This is a genomic window from Streptomyces sp. NPDC048612 (genome assembly GCF_043199295.1).
Classification (GTDB): domain Bacteria; phylum Actinomycetota; class Actinomycetes; order Streptomycetales; family Streptomycetaceae; genus Streptomyces.
Genome location: NZ_JBICVV010000002.1, coordinates 332439 through 351284 on the forward strand (window position 1 = coordinate 332439; position 18846 = coordinate 351284).

Here is an 18846-nt window from a genome sequence, read left to right on the forward strand (position 1 = left end):
CTCAGCCCCGCCCGGCCCCCGCCGCCTCGCCACTCTCCGGAACTCTGTCGGCAGCCCGGTCCGCGGCCTGCTCCCCCTCATCAGCGGACTCCCGCCCGGACTCCGGACCGTCCCCCGAGCCGATCCCCAGCGCCGCGTCCTTGGCTGCCTCGGTGTCGCGGCGGAAGAGGCGGAACCACATGAAGACGACGAAGCCGGCGAAGACGAACCACTCGCCGGTGTATCCGAGGTTCTGGAAGGACTTGAGGTCCAGCCCGCTGCCCTCGGCCGCGGCCGGGGGGACGGCGCGCAGCGGCGCCTGGGTGTCGGTGAGCGTGATCCAGGCGTCGTGGACCTCGTACGGCACGATGTTGACCAGCGACGCCGCGCTGATCATGCCGAGCTGGCCGGGCGCCAGTCCGCCGCCGGCGTGGGCGCCGTCGGTGCCCTGGTTCTCGGAGGCCTGGAGCGCGCCGGTGACCGTCACCTCGCCCTTGGGCGGCGGGGGCACCTTCGCCGTGTCGGCCTTCGCCCCGGCGTCGCCGGGGAGCCAGCCCCGGACGACCGGCAGGGCCTTGCCGCCGTCCGTACGGAGCAGGCTGAGGACGTAGAAGCCCTGCCGCTCGCCGTGCTTGTCCTTCAACGTACGGTCCGGCACGAGCAGTTGGTGCCCGGTGTCGTAGCGTCCGCGGGCGCTGGCCTGGCGGCCGGAGGTGATCTTGTCGACGGGCAGCAGCCGCTCCAGCGGGCGGGCGGCCGCGGTCTTGGCCCGCGCGGAGCGGTCCTCCTGCTGCTGGTGGCTGTCGACGCGGTCCTCGAAGCGGCTCAGCTGCCAGCTGCCCATGAAGATGCAGACGGGGATCGCCAGTACGGCGAAGACGTTGATTCCCCACCACCGCGGGGTCAGCAGGAACCGGTACACGCTCCCAACGGTACGGGGCCCGGGCGGCGGGGCCGCACCGCCCCCTCCACGGCCCGGTCCCGAGGGCCGGGACCTGGGGCCGTCGGCCCCTATCGGGCCGCCAGCGCCTCGGTGCGGTAGACCGTCCCGGCACACGCGTCCTTGACCTTGGCGTCGGCCGCGGCGGGTTCGCCGGCCTCCGGTGTGTGGCTGAGCACGATGTTCCCGGACGCGTTCCCGCCGTCGCCGGGCCCTTCGTCGCCGCCTCCCTGGCCGCCGCCGTCGCCGCCGGGCGTCGTTCCGGCGTCCGGGGACTGGCCCGGGTCCTTGGAGGCCTCGGGGGTCGGCGTCGGGCCCGGGGTGGCGCATCCCGTGGTGCCGCCGCCGGACTCCGGAATCCAGGCGAACTTGACCTCGTACGCCTCCCCCGGCTTGAGAACCAGCTGGTCAGGGGTGGTGGCCGGGTCGGGCAGCCCGGTGGCCTCGTCGCCCGAGGTGTGGTCGACGACGTGGATGCGGCCGGCGTTCGCGGCGCCCTGGGCGACCAGGCCGACGGTGCCGCCGCCCTCGACGGAGCAGGCGGCGCCGGACGTGTTGACCACCCGGAACGCGCCGTAGACGCGACCCACGGAGTCCGCCGCACCGACCGTGCTGGTGCCCCGGCCGAGCTGTTCACGCCCGCAGACCGGCGAGGTGACGTCCATGGTCTCGTCCGGGGCGGGTGCGCTGCCGGCCCCGCCATGGCCGGCGCCGTTCTTCTCCGTGGCCTTGCCGTGGGCCTCGGGTTCGCCCTCGTCGCCCGGCTCGCCGTCCTTGCCGGCCGGCAGGGGACCGGCCTGCTCGGTGCCCTCGCCGTGGGCGCCCTGGGTGCCGCCCTGGGGGTGCGGCGTGCCCGCCGCGTTGGCGGGCCGCTCCTCGGAGCTGCCGGCGAGGTTGGCGACATGGACCATGGCGGGGATGGACGTCCCGCCGAGCAGCAGCGCGGCCGCGGCGCCGACGACGGCGTGCCGGCGGCGCTGGCGGCGGGCGGGCACCGCACGGCGCAGCTGATCCAGGGCGTCCGGTGCGGGTTCGAGGTCGGCGACGCGGGCGTGCAGCAGCCGCCGCAGGTCGTCCTCGCCGCCGAAGTCGCCGCCGGTGGGGTGGCTCCGGCCGGGTCCGTCGCCGCCGCCGTTGCCACCGCCGGTACCGGCGGCGGTGGGCCCGTCCGTGCCGTACGCATGGCTGTCGGCCTCGCCGGCGCCGCCCGTCACACCCTCTGTCTCACCTCGCGCACCGTCCGTGACAGCGATGTCATCGCTGCCGCCGGAAAGTTGGCCGGTTTTCGCACCCTGCCCGCAGGTGTCGCCGGGCCGACGACCGCCGCCCGGCGCACCGTCGGGAAAACCTTGCGCCTCACGCGCCACATACGACCCAAGCACCCCGTCGACGGACTGTGCACGCGCGCCCGGGCGCGCCGCGTCGAGCAGGCCGGGCCCGTGGATGCGGATACCGCCGTACTCCATGGGGTCGTTCGAAGTGGGGACGCTCGAAGCGGAGCCGCGCGACACAAGGTCGCTCGGAATGAGGTCGTTGGGCGCGCTCGGGAACATCGGGGTACTCGGGCGGATCGTGTCGTGCGAGCCGTACGCGTCGTACGGGTGGTGCCGGCCGGACGTCGTGCCACTCATGCCGGAGCCTCCATCGCGACGCGCAGCGCCGCGATGCCACGTGAGCCGTAGGCCTTCACGGAACCGAGCGATATGCCGAGCGTCTCGGCCACCTGCGCCTCGGTCATGTCGGCGAAGTAGCGCAGCACCAGCACTTCGCGCTGGCGGCGTTGCAGCCCCCGCATCGCCTTGATCAGCTGGTCCCGCTCCAGCAGGTCGTACGCGCCCTCCTCGGCGCTCGCCATGTCGGGCATCGGCTTGGACAGCAGCTTGAGCCCGAGGATGCGGCGACGCAGCGCGGAGCGCGAGAGGTTGACGACGGTCTGCCGGAGATAGGCCAGGGTCTTCTCGGGTTCGCGCACCCGTCCGCGCGCGGAGTGCACGCGGATGAAGGCCTCTTGGACGACGTCCTCGCAGGAGGCGGTGTCGTCGAGGAGCAGCGCGGCGAGACCGAGCAGCGAGCGGTAGTGCGCGCGGTAGGTCTCGGTGAGGTGGTCGACTGTGGTGCCCGCTGCCATCGCGTCGTCAGCGTCCCCACGTTGCGGGGGAATCTGCGCGGGGCGCGTGGTGGGCCAGGGAGCGATCACCGGCATGCCCCCGGACACACGGGAGCGCGGTGGGTGCACTGCCGCGCCGGCTGCGCCCGCTGGGGCGATGGTGAATCCGAGTACCTCTGCCACGCTTGTTGGACACGCTTCCCCCTGTAAGGGTTGTACGCGCAAGGCACCGCTTTTGACGATGCATCAAATGCCCTCATGCGTACCAGCTCTTCCTGAATGCCCTGATTGCCCCTACGTGAAGACCCTGACGCCCGAGGGCTCACTCGTGACCCGCGGGCATCCCCGGGGTCACCCCTGAGGGCAGCCACAAAGACGCGCCCCGCCCAACTGTCGGTTGCAGTACGGCGGGGGCGAATGGCCGAGCGGAGCATCAGCCCAGATCACACGAGGGGGCCGACGATTCACTCACAGAATCTTCACACGCTGCACGAATTATCTCCCAGGCACGGGGCACACGGGGCCGAACCCGCCAAGTCGTATACCGATCCCGCCACGTCACCTGCCGAGCCCGGCCGTCGCGGTGGCGACGGCCCTCACCAGAGCCGCCGAACAACGGAGTAACCGCGCAACGAGGCACCACCGCAGCCGAGCACCACCGCAACCAACCAGCGGCGCAACGGAAACCGCCGCCTTGCCTACCCCCGCAGTTCGGCCGCCACCAGCTCGCCGACCTGCGCCGTGTTCAGCGCCGCGCCCTTGCGCAAGTTGTCGCCGCACACGAAGAGTTCCAGCGCCCGCGGATCGTCCAGCGAACGCCGTACCCGTCCGACCCAGGTCGGGTCGGTGCCGACGACATCGGCGGGGGTGGGGTACTCGCCCTGTGCCGGGTCGTCGCTGAGGACGACGCCGGGGGCGGCGGCCAGGATCTCGTGCGCGCCGGCGACGGTGACCTCGTTCTCGAACCGGGCGTGCACGGTCAGCGAGTGGGTCGTGATCACCGGAACCCGGACACAGGTCGCGGTGACCGGCAGCTCCGGCAGCCCGAGGATCTTGCGGGACTCGTCACGGATCTTGAGTTCCTCGGAGGACCAGCCGTCCTCCTGGAGCGAGCCGGCCCAGGGCACGACGTTGAGCGCGATCGGCGCGGGAAACGGCCCCAGGGTGTCCCCGACGGCCCGCCGTACGTCGCCGGGCGCGTTCCCCAGCTCCGTACCGGACACCGCGGACAGCTGTGCCCGCAGCGTGTCGACGCCCGTTGCGCCCGCCCCGGAGACGGCCTGGTACGAGGAGACGATCAGCTCGCTCAGCCCGTACTCGGCGTGCAGCGCGCCCAGCGCGACGATCATCGAGAGCGTGGTGCAGTTCGGGTTGGCGATGATGCCGCGCGGGCGGACCCGGGCGGCGTGCGCGTTGACCTCGGGCACGACGAGGGGCACGTCCGGGTCCAGCCGGAACGTGCCCGCGTTGTCGATGACGACCGCGCCCTTGGAGACCGCGACCGGCACCCACTGTGCGGAGACCTCGTCGGGGACGTCGAACATCGCGACGTCGACACCGTCGAAGGCCTCCTCGCTCAGCGCGACGACCTCGACCTCCGCGCCCCGCACGGTGAGCTTGCGGCCGGCCGAGGGGTGGGGGTCCCCCCTGCGCATGGGGGTCCCCCCTGTTCGAGCGGAGTCGAGACCTTGGGGGAGCAGCTGAGAGCTTGGGGGAGAGGCGATCAGCCGGATCTCGCCCCAGATGTCGGCCCGCTCGGACAGGATGCCCAGGAGGACCGAGCCGACGGCACCGGTGGCACCGACGACGGCGAGCTGCGGCTTGGCGGCCGTACGGGCGTCCGTCCCCAGCGTGTCAGCGAGGGACGGACGGCCCGCCTCGGCCGGAATCATCGACCGGTGCCGCCATAGACCACTGCCTCGTCACTGTCCGTGTCGAGACCGAAGGCGGTGTGCACGGCGCACACGGCCTCGTTGACGTCGTCGGCACGGGTGACGACCGAGATGCGGATCTCGGAGGTCGAGATGAGCTCGATGTTCACGCCGGCGCCCGACAGCGCCTCGAAGAACGTCGCGGTGACGCCGGGGTTGGTCTTCATCCCCGCGCCGACCAGCGAGATCTTGGCGATCTGGTCGTCGTAGCGCAGCGAGTCGAAGCCGACCGCTGCCCGGGTCTTCTCCAGGGCGGCGACCGCCTTGCGGCCCTCGGCCTTGGGCAGCGTGAAGGAGATGTCGGTCAGACCGGTCGAGGCGGCCGACACGTTCTGCACGACCATGTCGATGTTGACCTCGGAGTCCGCGATCGCACGGAAGATGCGCGCGGCCTCGCCCGGCTTGTCCGGGACTCCGACGACCGTGACCTTCGCCTCGGAGGTGTCATGTGCGACGCCCGAGATGATTGCCTGCTCCATCGGCTGGTCCCCTTGCGGTTCGTTGCTGACCCAGGTGCCCTTCAGTCCCGAGAAGGACGAGCGGACATGGATCGGGATGTTGTAACGGCGTGCGTACTCGACGCAGCGGTGCAGCAGCACCTTGGAGCCGGAGCTGGCCAGCTCCAGCATGTCCTCGAAGGAGATCCAGTCGATCTTCCGGGCCTTCTTCACGACCCGCGGGTCGGCGGTGAAGACACCGTCCACATCGGTGTAGATCTCACAGACATCGGCGTCCAGGGCTGCCGCCAGCGCGACGGCGGTGGTGTCCGACCCACCGCGCCCCAGCGTCGTGATGTCCTTCTTGTCCTGGGACACACCCTGGAAGCCGGCGACGATGGCGATGTTGCCCTCGTCGACGGAGGTCTTGATACGGCCCGGCGTGACATCGATGATCCGTGCCTTGTTGTGCACGGAATCGGTGATGACACCGGCCTGGCTACCGGTGAAGGACTGCGCCTCGTGACCGAGGTTTTTGATCGCCATCGCCAGCAGGGCCATGGAGATCCGCTCTCCGGCGGTCAGCAGCATGTCGAACTCGCGCCCCGACGGGATCGGGGAAACTTCCTGCGCGAGATCGATCAGCTCGTCCGTCGTGTCGCCCATCGCCGAAACCACCACGACAACCTGGTTGCCGTTCTTCTTGGCTTCGACGACTCGCTTGGCAACGCGCTTGATGCCCTCGGCATCCGCAACGGATGAGCCGCCGTACTTCTGCACGACAAGGCCCACGTGCGCTCCTCGCAACTGTCTCTTCGGGAGTTTCCTCCCGGACCCCCGGAAATGGGGGTACTGCGGTCGGCTCAGTCTAACGAGCAAGCGGAATCCGCCCTGCTGATACCACATCGTGAGACATGAGACTCACCCATTGATCACGGCTGGCTCACCGTGATCACCTGACGCGTGAGTTCCACGTCCCGCAGCGGATCTTCCACAAGGCGCACCGTTGCACCTGCTCGGCGAGCACATGCCCGCTCCAGACCGGTACACACGGAAACGTAACCCAGGTCACAGGGTCAGGGCGCGGCGAGGACACCCGGGCAGCAGGAGAATTCCGCCCCGACGGCCGTCCCCCGGGCTCACCGCCCCCGCAGCCCCAGCGGCCCGGCGATCTCCGCCGCCATGACCTTGCCGGCCTCCTCGGCGAGCAGCTCCTCGTCGCCGGTGGTGACGTCGCTGTCGGTGTCCAGGCCGTCCAGCTCGACCAGCGGCTGGTCGAGGCGTACGTGGGCGACCAGCGACTGCAGGGCGCGCAGGGCGGCCGAGGCGGTCGGGCCCCAGTTGGAGAGGTAGGAGAACTGCCACCACCACAGCGCTTCGCTGACCCGGCCCGCTCGGTAGTGCGCCAGGCCGTGCCGCAGGTCGGTGATGATGTCGGCCAGGTCGTCGGAGATCCGGCTGGCGACCGGCTCGCTGCGCGGCACATACGGGTCGAAGACCTCGGAGTACACGTCGACCGGGTCGAGCAGGTTCGCGAAGCGCTCGCGCAGCTCGTCGACGTCCGGCTCCGGGCCGATGTCCGGCTCGTACCGCTCGTCGGGGACGAAGTCCTCGTGCGCGCCCAGACGGCCGCCGGTGAGCAGCAGCTGGGAGATCTCCAGCAGCAGGAAGGGCACCGCGCTGTCCGGCTCGTCGCCCTTGGCGACCTCCGTGACCGCGACGATGAAGCTCTCGATCGAATCGGAGATCGATACGGCGAAGTCGTCCGGGTCCTGTGTCGCGTTGTGCAGCGTGGCATCAGACATCGAGAAGTCTCCTCCCTTCGAAGGCCCGCCCCAGCGTGACCTCGTCCGCGTACTCCAGATCGCCGCCGACCGGCAGTCCGCTCGCCAGTCGCGTCACTCTCAGGCCCATGGGTTTGATCATGCGGGCCAGATACGTGGCCGTGGCCTCGCCCTCCAGATTCGGGTCGGTGGCCAGGATCAGCTCGGTGACGGTGCCGTCCGCGAGCCTGGCCAGCAGTTCCCTGATCCGCAGGTCGTCGGGGCCCACGCCCTCGATCGGGCTGATCGCCCCACCGAGGACGTGGTAACGACCGCGGAACTCGCGGGTCCGCTCGATCGCCACGACGTCCTTGGGCTCCTCCACGACGCAGATGACCGCCCGGTCGCGCCTCGGGTCCAGGCAGACCCGGCACTGCTCCTCCTGCGCCACATTGCCGCAGGTGCCGCAGAACCGGACCTTCGCCTTGACCTCCATCAGCGCGCTCGCGAGCCGGCGGACATCGGTCGGCTCGGCCTGAAGAATGTGGAAGGCGATCCGCTGCGCGCTCTTGGGACCGACGCCGGGCAGTCTGCCCAACTCGTCGATCAGGTCCTGGACCACGCCTTCATACACGGAACGTCTTCTTTCTCTTCTGCCGTGCTGCGTACGCTAGTTGGCTACTCCTCAGAAGGGGAGACCGGGGATTCCGCCACCGCCCAGACCCTGGGCGAGCGGGCCGAGCTTCTGCTGCTGGAGCTGCTGAGCACTGGCGTTGGCGTCCCGGACCGCCGCCAGCACGAGGTCGGCGATCGTCTCGGCCGTCTCCTCCGCGGAGTCGGTGTCGACCGCCTTGGGGTCGATGACCAGGCCCTGGAGCTCTCCCGAGCCGGTCACCGTCGCCTTGACCAAGCCGCCGCCCGCGGAACCCTCGACGGGTGTCTCCGCCAGTTCCTGCTGGGCTGCCGCGAGGTCCTGCTGCATCTTCTGAGCCTGCTGGAGCAGCTGCTGCATATTGGGCTGACCACCGGGGATCACGACGTGACTCCTGCCATACGACAACGATTGGTGCGGTAGCCCGAGCCTACGTGTTTCACGGGCCCCGCGCCCTACGCCGGAGGGAGGAGCGCGGGTGTACACCCGGCGTACGCCCGGTTACCCGCTTTCGCCCCTCCCGGCCCGCCTACGCGCTGCCGCCCGGCGCCTACTCGTTGTTGAACTCCTCCACCACCGTGGCGCCGAGTTCCCGCACGATCAGGTCGTGTCCGCTGAGCGCGGAGTCGACGAGATCGGGGTCGTCCTCGGCCGGCATGTCGTACTCGATCGACGGGGGCTCCGGCGCGCGGTACGCGGGCTCCGCCGCGGGCGCGCCCTGGCCGCCGCCCGCGGACGACGGGGAGGACACCGCCTCCCGGGCCATCCGCGCACCCTGGCTTCCACCGCCGCCGCTGCCGCCGTCCGGCCCGTACGGGCCGCCGGACGACGGGGGTGCCGGGGGGCCGCTCTGCTGGGGCGGGGGCTGGGGTGCGCCCTGCTGCGGCGCGGCGGGCGCACCGCCGCCGAAGCCGCCGCCCCCTCCGCCGCCGAAGCCGCCACCGCCGCCGCGGGGGGCGCCGCCGGCCGCCGGACCGGCGCCGCCCGACGGGTCGACGATCGCCTCGACCCGCCACTGCACCTGGAACCGCTCGGCCAGCACGTCCTTGAGGACGTCCTCGCTTCCGCCGTTGGCGAAGCTGTCGCGGGCACCGGCATTGGGGAAGCCGATCTGGAGGGTGGTGCCGTCGAAACCGGAGACCTGGGCGTTCTGGCTCAGCAGAATCCAGGTGAAACGGCGGCGGTCCTTCACCGCCTCCAGGATGTCCGGCCACATCTGCCGCACCTGGGCGGCACCCTGCGCCGCCCCCGGGGCCGCACCGGCCGCCGCCGGAGGCTGGCTCGCGGGCGCGGGTGTGGGCGCAGGTGCACCGGCCGGCGGGCCGGACGCGGCGGGCGGTGCCGCGGGGGCCCCGTCCTGTGGCGCCCGGCCGCCCTGGCCCGGCGCCACGGCCGTGGGCCAGCCCCCGGGCTGCCGTCCGGCGCCACCTCCGGCGCCACCCGCAGGACCGCCGGAGCCGGGCGCAGCACCGCCGCCGGCGCTCTTGCCCGCGCCTCCGGGCCAGGCCCCGGGCCGCGCCGCTCCCGTACCGCTCTGGCCCCCCTGGGGAGCGTCCACCGCGCCCTGGGGCACCTCGGCGCCGCTGCCGTCGCCGGGCTGCTGCCCGCCACCGGGACCGGCCGCGGGGCCGCCGGACGCCGCCGGGGCGGGCGGGGCGGGCGGGGCGACAGGTGAAGTGGGAGGCGTGGGAGCCGGCGGAGCACCGGCCCCGGCGGCCGGACCGCCGCTCGCCGCGCCCCGTACCGCGGCACGCGCCGCAGCCGGCCCGGACGGCCCCGCGGGCATCGGTGGATGCGCCTCCGGCCCCGGTACGTAACCGGCCGCGGGCCCGCCACCGGACGCCACCACGGGCGATACCCCGGGCCCGAGGTCTCCCCCGGGCCCCGCGCCGCCGCTCATTCCGCCGGCCCCGGCCGCGAGCGCCGCGCCCGCGCCCCGCTCCAGCCGGTCGAGCCGCGCCTGCACCGACCGCTCGTCGTCGTACGCCGCGGGCAGCAGCACCCGCGCACAGATCAGCTCCAGCTGCAGCCGCGGCGAGGTCGCCCCGCGCATCTCCGTCAGGCCCGCGTTGACCAGATCGGCGGCCCGGCTCAGCTCGGCCGCCCCGAAGACGGACGCCTGCGCCGTCATCCGCTCCACGACATCCACGGGGGCGTCGATCAGCCCCTTCTCCCCCGCGTCCGGCACCGCCGCCAGGATCACCAGGTCCCGCAGCCGCTCCAGCAGGTCGGCGACGAAGCGCCGCGGGTCGTTGCCGCCCTCGATGACCCGGTCCACGACCTCGAAGGCCGCCGCGCCGTCCCCCGCCGCGAACGCCTCCACGATCGAGTCCAGCAGCGACCCGTCGGTGTACCCGAGCAGCGCCGTCGCCATGGCATAGGTCACACCGTCCGCGGCGGCACCGGCGAGCAGCTGGTCCATCACGGACATCGAGTCCCGCACCGACCCGGCGCCGGCCCGCACCACCAGCGGCAGCACCCCGTCCGCGACCGGGATCTCCTCCCGCCCGCACACCTCGCCCAGGTACTCCCGCAGCGTCCCGGGCGGTACCAGCCGGAACGGGTAGTGGTGGGTACGCGACCGGATCGTCCCGATGACCTTCTCGGGCTCGGTCGTCGCGAAGATGAACTTCAGATGCTCCGGCGGCTCCTCGACGACCTTCAGCAGGGCGTTGAAGCCCGCGGAGGTCACCATGTGCGCCTCGTCGATGATGTAGATCTTGTAGCGGCTGCTGGCCGGCCCGAAGAACGCCTTCTCCCGCAGCTCACGGGCGTCGTCCACGCCACCGTGCGACGCCGCGTCGATCTCGATCACATCGATCGAGCCCCGCCCGTTCCTGGCCAGGTCCTCGCACGACCGGCACTTCCCACAGGGGGTGGGGGTGGGACCTTCCTCACAGTTGAGGCAGCGCGCCAGGATGCGCGCACTCGTCGTCTTGCCGCAGCCGCGCGGGCCACTGAACAAATAGGCGTGGTTGACCCGGTTGTTCCGCAGTGCCTGCTGCAGCGGATCGGTCACGTGCTCTTGCCCGATGACCTCGGCGAAGGTCTCGGGCCGGTAGCGGCGGTACAGCGCAAGGGACGACACGCATACGACGATATCGGCCCGCACTGACAACCGGCGGGGCCCCGCAAACGCAAGCGCCCCCCACGCACCCGCCAGAGCCGACCTACCCTTGCTGCCTTCCGGCCCTGGGGGAGTTCAGTCAGATAGCGCCACGTGAGGGGCTGCGCACCACAGTAGCGGATACCCCGCCCGACGAACGACCCGGACCCCCGGCCCGACCCACTCCCCTCCCCCTCCGACCCCCTCCTCACGATCATGGTCGCGAGCACTCCCCAACGTCTTGTATTGTTTGCGGCGGAGGATTCGCCTAGTGGCCTAGGGCGCACGCTTGGAAAGCGTGTTGGGGGCAACCCCTCACGAGTTCGAATCTCGTATCCTCCGCCAGTGCTCTCACCGGGCACGATGTCGAAGGGCCCCACCGTTCGCGGTGGGGCCCTTCGGCGTTCCGCGGACGGATCATCCCCTTGTCATGCGCAGGCCCCGGTCCCCGGGGTTCGCATCCCGAAGACGGCTCCGCCAGGCCAGAAGAGTCCTGACCTGGCTTCCTCCGGCGCGGGGCGGACGGTCGTCAGGCGGCGACGGCCAGGCGTGGCTGGTGTGCCTGTTCCTCGGCCAGGGCTACGGCGGTGTCCAGGAGCGCCTGGGCGCCCAGGACGAGTTGGTGGTCGGGGGTGTGTTCCAGGATGTTGTGGCTGACGCCGGCGGTGCTGGGCACGAAGATCATCCCGGTGGGGACATGGGCGCTCATGACGCTGGCGTCATGGCCCGCGTAGCTGGCCATCCGCGTGACCTTGTCGCTGCTCCTGAGGCAGGTCTGCTCGATGGTGCGAACGATCTCCGGGGCGAAGGAGGCGACGGGCTTGGCCGATACCCGCACGATCTCGCAGGAGCAGTTCTCCTCCTCGGCGATGCGCTCGAACCGCTCGCCCATCGCGCTTCTCGCGGCCGCCAGCAGGCTGTCGGAGGTACCGCGGACCTCCACCTGAAGGCTGGCGTGGCCGGGGACGACGTTGGCGGCGCCGGGGCTGAAGGAGCAGGAGCCGACGTTGGCGATGAGCCCTTCGCGGTCGATCTCCTGGCACAGGGGCATCAGCGCGGCGGCGGCACGGGTCGCCGCGCGTCCGGCGTCGGCGCGCAGGTGGAAGGGCGCGGCGCCGGCGTGGTTCTCCTGGCCCTTCATGACGACCTCGTAGCGTTCCACGCCCACGATGCCGGTGACGGCGGAGAGGTCCAGGCCCGCCGCTTCCATCCGCGGCCCCTGCTCGACGTGGAGTTCGAGGTAGGCGCTGATGTCGCGGAGGTGCGGGCTGTCGCACAGCGCGGTCGAGCCGCCCAGGCCGCCGTTCGATCCGGGAGTGACGCCCTCCTCGTCCCAGAAGGCCACGATCTCGATGTGCTCGGCGGCGGGGTGGCCGGCCGCGACGAGGGTGCGCAGCACTTCGATGGCCGCGACGACGCCGTACGCGCCGTCCAGGTGCCCCGCTCCGGGCACGGTGTCCGCGTGCGAACCGAGCAGCAGCCAGGGCCCCTTGCTGTCCGGGGTGCGGCCGAACACGTTGCCGATCTCGTCCCGGTGCCCGGTGAGTCCTGCCACCTGCATGGTCTTGCTCAGCCAGTCCCGTGCCGCCAGGTCGGCCCTGGAGCCCGCGACGCGGTGGATGCCGCCTTCGGGGCCCTGTCCGATCTGGGCGAGGTGGGTCAGCTCGGTGAGCAGGCGCGGGGCGGAGATGGCCGGGTTGTTCATGACTGTTCCCCCTGGGACGAGTTCGGTGAGTGAGGTGCGATGTGGTGTGGTGTGGTGCTGTGCCGGCGTTCCTGGTCGGTGGAAGCGGGCACTCCGGTGTCCGGGCGGTGAGGCGCCCGTGGTGACGGCGGTCCGTCAGGTGCGCTGCATGGCGCGGGAGCTGAGCGTGACCCCGATGATGATCAGCCCCATGCTGATCAGCTGGGCGAGGTTGAGCCCGTCGCCGAGGGTGAAGTAGGCGAGGACGGCGACGATCGCGGGTTCGAGGTAGTAGACGATGCCGGCGCGGGCGGCACCGACCGTGGCGATGGCCTTGTTCCAGGCGAAGTACGCGACGGCGGACGACAGTACGCCCACGTAGAGCAGGGCGGCGACCGTGCCGGTGTGGACCGGGAAGCTGCCGTGGGCGGTCACGTCCCAGGCGTAGGCGGGCGTGAGGAAGGCCGTGCCGAGCACGAAGGTGGACAGCAGCAGGCTGAGCCCCGAGATGCCCCGGGGCGTGCGGCGGAGCATGAGGCTGTACCCCGCGAAGGTGGTCATGGCGGCGACCATCCACAGGTCGCCGGCGGAGAAGCTGAGGCCCAGCAGCATCGCCAGGGACCCCTTCGTGATCAGTACGACGATGCCGATCAGGGACAGGGCGGCGCCCGCCCAGCCGGCGGCGCCGGGCTTCTCCCGCCACAGCAGCCGGGCGCCCACCATGATCACCAGAGGTGAGGCGGCCGCGATCAGGGCCATGTTGGTGGCCGGGCTGGTCTGTCCGGCCGTGTAGATCAGGGTGTTGAAGAGCGTGACGCCGAGCAGCGCGACGACCGACAGGAAGCCGAGGTGGCGGCGGACGACGGGCCAGTCGCGGCGGATGTGCGGTAGCGCGAAGGGCGCTACGGCCAGCATCGCGATCACCCAGCGCCAGAAGGCCAGTTGGACGGGCGGGATGGCATGGGCCATGCCGTCGGCGAGCACGAAGTTTCCCGACCAGATGACGGTGGCGACCGTGGCCAGGATCATGCCCTTGCCCGCGGCGGGCATCAGGGACCGGCGCCGGGGCCGGGCGGCGGTGGGTTCGTAGGCGGCGGACGCGGACGTGGATTCCGCGGAGAGGGTGGTCATGCGACAGTCCTTCGGAGGAACGGGGTGGGGTGGGCGAAGAGTTCGGCCTGAGGGGCCGCGGCCTGGGCGGCGTCCAGGGTCGGGTAGGGGCGTGCGGTCGTGAATGCCTCGACGGCGTGGTCCGTCAGGCCGTGGGGCAGCAGCAGCGCGGCGATGCCGCTGTGGGGGAGCGTGTTGAGCCACCGCAGCCGCACCTGCTCGACGCCGTGGCCGGTGAGACGGCCCCACAGGCGCAGCCGCGCCAGGCCGCCGGGCCCGGAGAGGTCCAGCCGTATGTGGGTGGCGGGCCGCGGCCGCCCCACGGAGAAGCGGTGCCGGCTGCCGGGCCGCAGGGCGGCCGCCTCCAGGAGCGGAAACCAGGTGTCCGGAGCGTGGGCGTCCGCGGTCGTGGCGTCCATGGCGGACACGGACGCCTGTCCGGCGGGCGGATGGCGCAGCCCGCGGGTGTCCACCTCGATGTGCTCGACGACCGCGTGGGCGGCGAGCCGCCATTGGGCCCAGGCGTTGCCGCCGCTCCAGGACGGCGACGGCGGCTCCCAGCCCGTACCGGAGGCGCCGGCCCCGGTGAGCGTCTGCGGCCCCGTCCGGTGTGGCGTCGACGGGACCGGCCCTTCCCAGGGGGCGCCCGAGTGGTCGAGCAGCACGGCGCCGGATTCCTGCGCCAGCACGTCGACGGTGCGGCCTTCCAACAGGGAAGGCGCGGGGACCACTTCTCCCAGCACCCGCACCCTGGAGACCGGCTCCGGCGGGCTGAGCAGCACGCGTACGTGGGTCCAGCGCTCCGGGGCCACGACGTCGAGCACCCCGGTGGGACGGTCCCGGAGCCGTACGCCCTGCGTCAGCGTGGACCACCGGGCGGTGCCGGCGCCGTCCGGGCCCGCCCGGTGGACGGCCGCGAGGGACGCACCCTGGGCCGTCGCCACGGCGCGGGACCCGGCCGCGTCCGCCGGCAGATCGAGGGCCACCCGGTGGACCACCCCGGCGTGGGCCAGGCGGACCGTCGTGCAGCCGTCCTGCGCGGCGGGGTCCGTTTCTCCGCTGCCGAGCGGCGCTGCGCCCAGGTCCAGCAGCGAGACAGGGGTGGCCACGGGTTCTCCTCGGTCGTGCGGCGAGTGCGGCGGGCGGTGCTGCCCGTCCGTTCGGAACGCCCTCAGCTTCGACCGAGCACAACCGTTAGGTCCATCTCATAAAGCCATCCCAATCGTTCAGTTGAATTGCACGATCTCTCACATGGCGGGATGCAGCCTGCGCCGCTCCTCGGCGACCGCACGCAGGCACCGCACGACCTCCTGAAGCCGCGGTGCCACTTCGGCGCCCCGGCGCACCGCGCCGGTCACATGCCTGCGCGGCCGGTCGGCCGCCAGGACGCGCACCCGCACACCGGGCCGTCGCACATCCACCAGACGAGGAATCAGCGCCACCCCCAGCCCCGCCTGCACCAAGGACAGGATCACCCCCCAGTCCGCCGCGTGATGGGCCGCGCGCGGCACGAAACCGGCGGTCGCGCAGACCGCCAGCGTGATCTCGCGCCAGGGGCCGGACGCTCCGTACACCCACGGCTCGTCCGCCAGGTCCGCCAGCCGGAGCCCGGTCTTGTCGGCGAGCCGGTGCCCCGCCGGCAGGGCCACGTCGAGGGGGTCGGCCAGCAGCGGGAAGTGGGTGAACCTCGCGTCGGGATCGGTGTGCGCATGCGCCGCGAGCGACAGCCCCAGGTCGATGTCCCCCTGTTCAAGCAGCGAAGAGATGTCCGCCGCCTCCGCCTCCCTGATCTCCACCCGCAGGGTGGGACGCGACTCCCGCAGCAGGTCGAGCGACGGGAGCAGCAGCGTCTCCACCCCCGTGGCGAAGGAGCCCACCCGGACGACGCCCGCCGCACCCCCGAGGTACGCCTCGACGTGGGCCTCCGCCTGCTCCAGCTGCGCGAAGACCGTACGCCCGTGCTCCAGCAGGATGTACGCCAACTCGGTCAGCCGGACCCTGCGGCCCACCGGTTCGACCACCGCTCCGCCAACTTGCCGGCCGAGCGCGGCAAGCGCCTGCGACACGGCGGAAGGAGTCATGGACAACGCCTGCGCGGCAGCGGTCACAGTCCCCTGCCGCTCCAGCTCCCGCAGCATGCGGAACTTCCGCAGATCCCAGTCAATCATTCAGTGGAATTTACGATCAGCGCTGGGAGAGATCAACGGGGCTGGGGGAACTGGGCTTTTGTGGGGCGGGGGGCTGGGGATGGTTGGGGTGGGGCGGGATGGCTTCCGGTCGGGTAAGGGGGCGGAGAACCCGTGCCGCTCAGGCACTTGAGGTGCCGCCTCAGCCGCTCGGCTCGTGGGGCCGCTTCCCGCGACTCGGACGCAACGCTTGGGCCTGAAGGCCCCAGCCCCGCAGTCGCCGCAAGGGGGTTGTTGCATCGAGGGGAGGCTTTACGGGGTGAAGAGCCAGCCACCAGCGAAGGCCACAGCGACTACCCCCAAGCCCGCCGCAAGGAGCAGTCCGTGCCGTTCCCTGCGCCACCCCACCACGGCGAGGGCCGAACAAAGGAGAAGGAAAAGGTTGATCACGATGAGCATTACCCTGGGTTCACCTCTGCTGATGCTGATGACATCAGAGGCAGTAACCATCAGCGCGATACCGCAAATTCCCACGGCGATGTGAGGGCGGTAGTGGTCCGGCACAAAGGACATGGCTCTTCCATCCTCTCCTAAACGGCCTGGTGGTCGTATCCGGAGCCAGGCCGGGGGAAATCCTTGACTTGACTGCAGAGACCGGCCGAAGCAGCGAAGACAAGACCAATAACTGCGTGGACACCCGTGACGAGCTTCTCCAGGATCATCAGCATTTCGGTGTATTTTTTCAGGGCTGCCATCACCCGTGACATGGCGAGCGCTTCCAGCACGGGTGCAGCGGCGGACCCGTAGACCGAGGCTAGCGCGGCGGCCATCGCGATGTTGAAGAGAATGGCCTGGACCGCCAGGTCGCAGATCATCACGATGACGCCCTTGGTGAGCTCGGCGGCGGAGTACACCATTCGGGCAATTTGGTCGTAGTGCTGCTGCAGCGACCTAAAGGATTCGGCAGCCCCCTTGAGCTTCTGGCCGATTTCGTGAAAATAGCGCCAGGCGGTTTCTGCTGCATTCCCGTGCCAAGACTCGTCGAGCGATCGATTTCCCCACTGGATGTTATCTGCGACATCCTCGCAGAAATTCGCAATATTCCCCCAGGCCACGGAAGCCTTAAGGTACCCTTCCCAGTCGCCACCCAGAGCCTGCACCGGCTTGTCGAAAACATCGACGATTCCCGCGAATTTGAGGGCCTCGGTGACGATTCCGGTCGGACTGCCGAAATCCAGGAGGGTGCCGCCCGCCTTGGACACCGGGTTGAGCATGAACTCACCTCCCCACTCCTGAAAATAGTTCTCGTCGACATCCGTCGACTTCAGGCGGTCGGTCGACGAGCTGCGGTCGGTAAAATCGCTCGGGTTCACCGTGCCGAGGTCGGCGTCGGCTTCGTCCCACTCGCGGGCGCTGCTGGGACTCTCATACGTGCCGTCGAGCTTGGCCGCTTCCTTTTGGTCAGTTGCGCGATAGTATTTCGCCGACCGCGTCAGCTCCTTCTCCGAGGCATCGAGGATCTCGGTAAATCCCTTGATCGTCGTCTTTGCGTCGGCCACGGTCTGGTCATGATTTCCGCCGATGATGTCCCAAGCGAAGCTCGATAACGAGCCGCCGACCTGCGTGTTGTTGTCGATATAGGAGCTGGCCGAACGCATATCATCCGCCGCGCGGCCCACCAGCTTCCCGAAACCGGCAATATGGTCCGGATCTACCTTGAAGTTCATCATTCCCCGTTGACTATGGATGCCACTCGATGCATGCCCAGGCCGCGACCCCCTGCATCATTACAGCGACCAGGAACCGCCACTGTGACGCGGCACGGTACCCTTTGGGGAACTGCGGTGCATTTTCTCTGCACGCTCCTCGTCGATTTCTCGTTGCAGCTCTTCGAGGTGAAGATCCCCGCCGGCGGCCAGCGCATCACGCTCGCGCTCCGACATTCCATCCCAGCGGTCACGGACAGAATCCGACTGCTCGGCAATCTGCTCGGTGTAGGCGGAGACGCTCAACGCCTCACGCAGCCCGATACGGCCCGTGAGGACCTCTTGCGCCATTTCCTTGAGTACGTCACCCGCGCCACCCCCGGCGACCATCTCCAATGCCTTTTTTACGGCTCGCGCTTCCGCTGGGCTCTTGGCGATTTCCGAGAACTCGGACTCATCGACATACTTATCTCGCTCTTCACCCTGCACTTTGAAATACCCCCGGTGTCGCGGCATAGCACAGACATAGCTCATTCCGCATGCTATCCTCCGGCGTTTCTGACGATCCAGCCGGTACTGCTTTTCAGTCAGGCATTTGGCTGAATCTCGTGAATGACATTGAAAGAGCGCGCGATGAAATAGGGACGTCGTGCGGTCCGGACCTTCTGCCGGCGGAGGGTAGAAGGGGCGAACTCGCGACCGCTTGCCCCGATCCACTTTGACCTTCGTCGCGTTCGGGCCCGCGGGACGGCACCTCGGCAGTCCGCACTCCGACAGTCGCAAGGTGTTCATCTGCCGGGGTGGCGCATGCCGTCATGACTTGCCTTGCCCCTCCTCGCGCGGCCACACCGCGATGGCGATCAGGACGGCCGCCCAGATGCCCAACGGCAACACCGGCCAGTAGTGCGTCAACTCCTGCTTGCGGAGGCAGTTCGCGCCCCAGATCGCCGACATGATCACCGCGCCGCCGAGCCAGTAGCGCCACTCGTCGAGCCATTCCCGTAGGTCCCTGCGGTCCCGGTCCCGTGCGGTCGGTTCGGGTGTGGGCAGGTCCCGCGTCAGCGCGGCGAGTTCCTCGCCGGTGCGTGCCTGGAGTGCCTGCCGCGAGCGCTGGGCGTGCTCGTCCGCGGTCAGTCGGCCCTCGGCGAGTGCGGCGGCCAGCAGGTCGAGCGCGGTGTCGCGTTCACGGTCGGCGATCCGCAGGGCGGGATCGAGTCGTCGATCGTGCATCGGTGTCCCCCTTCACCTCGGCCGCGGTGGCGCGGCCGCCCGACTTTTGGGATACGACTGTATCCCAAAAGGAAT

The 18846-nt window shown here is 70.6% G+C and carries 16 protein-coding genes, 1 tRNA gene and 1 other RNA gene; 1 reads left to right on the top strand and 17 read right to left on the bottom strand.

Annotated elements, in window-relative coordinates; translation table 11 throughout:
- Nucleotide 1: 1 nt before the first annotated feature.
- The 10 genes from ACGFN2_RS04725 to ffs form a co-directional block, all read right to left on the bottom strand.
- On the bottom strand, nucleotides 2-901 hold the full coding sequence (locus ACGFN2_RS04725) for an SURF1 family protein (protein ID WP_393357529.1): 900 nt from the start codon (nucleotides 899-901) through the stop codon (nucleotides 2-4).
- Nucleotides 902-990: 89 nt separating this feature from the next.
- A complete protein-coding gene (locus ACGFN2_RS04730; protein WP_393357531.1) occupies nucleotides 991-2550 on the bottom strand; it encodes a hypothetical protein in 1560 nt (519 codons plus the stop codon).
- Nucleotides 2547-3209 carry a SigE family RNA polymerase sigma factor gene (locus ACGFN2_RS04735; RefSeq protein ID WP_362603693.1) on the bottom strand — a complete coding sequence of 221 codons (663 nt, stop codon included), beginning with the start codon at nucleotides 3207-3209 and terminating at the stop codon, nucleotides 2547-2549. Before ACGFN2_RS04735 ends, ACGFN2_RS04730 begins: the two co-directional genes overlap by 4 nt.
- Nucleotides 3210-3724: 515 nt before the next feature.
- A complete protein-coding gene (locus tag ACGFN2_RS04740; RefSeq protein WP_393357534.1) occupies nucleotides 3725-4918 on the bottom strand; it encodes an aspartate-semialdehyde dehydrogenase in 1194 nt (397 codons plus the stop codon).
- On the bottom strand, nucleotides 4915-6186 hold the full coding sequence (locus ACGFN2_RS04745) for an aspartate kinase (protein WP_362603696.1): 1272 nt from the start codon (nucleotides 6184-6186) through the stop codon (nucleotides 4915-4917). The genes ACGFN2_RS04740 and ACGFN2_RS04745 overlap by 4 nt, the downstream gene beginning before the upstream one ends.
- 347 nt (nucleotides 6187-6533) lie before the next feature.
- Entirely contained in the window at nucleotides 6534-7199 is a 666-nt protein-coding gene (locus tag ACGFN2_RS04750) for a DUF5063 domain-containing protein (RefSeq protein ID WP_362603697.1), read from the bottom strand.
- Nucleotides 7192-7791 (bottom strand): recombination mediator RecR, encoded by a 600-nt coding sequence (recR, locus tag ACGFN2_RS04755; RefSeq protein ID WP_393357537.1) that lies wholly within the window; start codon nucleotides 7789-7791, stop codon nucleotides 7192-7194. The genes ACGFN2_RS04750 and recR overlap by 8 nt, the downstream gene beginning before the upstream one ends.
- A gap of 51 nt (nucleotides 7792-7842) precedes the next feature.
- Nucleotides 7843-8193 (bottom strand): YbaB/EbfC family nucleoid-associated protein, encoded by a 351-nt coding sequence (locus ACGFN2_RS04760; protein WP_078889642.1) that lies wholly within the window; start codon nucleotides 8191-8193, stop codon nucleotides 7843-7845.
- Between the two features lie 166 nt (nucleotides 8194-8359).
- Nucleotides 8360-10897 carry a DNA polymerase III subunit gamma and tau gene (locus tag ACGFN2_RS04765; RefSeq protein WP_393357539.1) on the bottom strand — a complete coding sequence of 846 codons (2538 nt, stop codon included), beginning with the start codon at nucleotides 10895-10897 and terminating at the stop codon, nucleotides 8360-8362.
- A gap of 46 nt (nucleotides 10898-10943) precedes the next feature.
- Nucleotides 10944-11042, bottom strand: an RNA gene (gene ffs / locus ACGFN2_RS04770) — signal recognition particle sRNA small type.
- A gap of 130 nt (nucleotides 11043-11172) precedes the next feature.
- On the opposite strand from ffs, the gene ACGFN2_RS04775 reads away from it, so the two are divergent.
- Nucleotides 11173-11260, top strand: a tRNA-Ser gene (locus ACGFN2_RS04775).
- Nucleotides 11261-11444: 184 nt separating this feature from the next.
- On the opposite strand, the gene ACGFN2_RS04780 is transcribed toward ACGFN2_RS04775, so the two are convergent.
- From ACGFN2_RS04780 to ACGFN2_RS04810, 7 genes are all read right to left on the bottom strand, one after another.
- Entirely contained in the window at nucleotides 11445-12620 is a 1176-nt protein-coding gene (locus ACGFN2_RS04780; protein WP_393357541.1) for a Zn-dependent hydrolase, read from the bottom strand.
- Between the two features lie 135 nt (nucleotides 12621-12755).
- Entirely contained in the window at nucleotides 12756-13730 is a 975-nt protein-coding gene (locus ACGFN2_RS04785) for a DMT family transporter (RefSeq protein WP_393357543.1), read from the bottom strand.
- A complete protein-coding gene (locus ACGFN2_RS04790; protein ID WP_393357545.1) occupies nucleotides 13727-14818 on the bottom strand; it encodes a hypothetical protein in 1092 nt (363 codons plus the stop codon). Before ACGFN2_RS04790 ends, ACGFN2_RS04785 begins: the two co-directional genes overlap by 4 nt.
- A 138-nt stretch (nucleotides 14819-14956) precedes the next feature.
- Complete coding sequence (locus ACGFN2_RS04795) at nucleotides 14957-15877, bottom strand: LysR family transcriptional regulator (protein WP_393357547.1); 921 nt, start codon at nucleotides 15875-15877, stop codon at nucleotides 14957-14959.
- A 548-nt stretch (nucleotides 15878-16425) separates the two neighbouring features.
- Nucleotides 16426-17565, bottom strand: a complete 1140-nt coding sequence (locus ACGFN2_RS04800; protein ID WP_393357549.1) for a hypothetical protein — start codon at nucleotides 17563-17565, stop codon at nucleotides 16426-16428.
- 57 nt (nucleotides 17566-17622) lie between these two features.
- The gene (locus ACGFN2_RS04805; protein WP_393357551.1) at nucleotides 17623-18075 is read right to left on the bottom strand and encodes a hypothetical protein; all 453 of its coding nucleotides are present in this window, start codon (nucleotides 18073-18075) and stop codon (nucleotides 17623-17625) included.
- Nucleotides 18076-18354: 279 nt separating this feature from the next.
- Nucleotides 18355-18771: a DUF1707 domain-containing protein gene (locus ACGFN2_RS04810; protein WP_393357553.1), complete on the bottom strand. Its 417-nt coding sequence runs from the start codon at nucleotides 18769-18771 to the stop codon at nucleotides 18355-18357.
- Nucleotides 18772-18846 lie beyond the last annotated feature (75 nt).

What these genes read in the sequence shown, in the direction of transcription:
- ACGFN2_RS04780 (WP_393357541.1), bottom strand. Translation starts at nt 12,620, where the DNA reads ATGAACAACCCGGCCATCTCCGCCCCGCGCCTGCTCACCGAGCTGACC.
- ACGFN2_RS04730 (WP_393357531.1), bottom strand. Translation starts at nt 2,550, where the DNA reads ATGAGTGGCACGACGTCCGGCCGGCACCACCCGTACGACGCGTACGGC.
- ACGFN2_RS04810 (WP_393357553.1), bottom strand. Translation starts at nt 18,771, where the DNA reads ATGCACGATCGACGACTCGATCCCGCCCTGCGGATCGCCGACCGTGAA.
- ACGFN2_RS04785 (WP_393357543.1), bottom strand. Translation starts at nt 13,730, where the DNA reads ATGACCACCCTCTCCGCGGAATCCACGTCCGCGTCCGCCGCCTACGAA.
- ACGFN2_RS04800 (WP_393357549.1), bottom strand. Translation starts at nt 17,565, where the DNA reads ATGATGAACTTCAAGGTAGATCCGGACCATATTGCCGGTTTCGGGAAG.
- ACGFN2_RS04750 (WP_362603697.1), bottom strand. Translation starts at nt 7,199, where the DNA reads ATGTCTGATGCCACGCTGCACAACGCGACACAGGACCCGGACGACTTC.
- ACGFN2_RS04795 (WP_393357547.1), bottom strand. Translation starts at nt 15,877, where the DNA reads ATGATTGACTGGGATCTGCGGAAGTTCCGCATGCTGCGGGAGCTGGAG.
- ACGFN2_RS04805 (WP_393357551.1), bottom strand. Translation starts at nt 18,075, where the DNA reads ATGAGCTATGTCTGTGCTATGCCGCGACACCGGGGGTATTTCAAAGTG.
- ACGFN2_RS04740 (WP_393357534.1), bottom strand. Translation starts at nt 4,918, where the DNA reads ATGATTCCGGCCGAGGCGGGCCGTCCGTCCCTCGCTGACACGCTGGGG.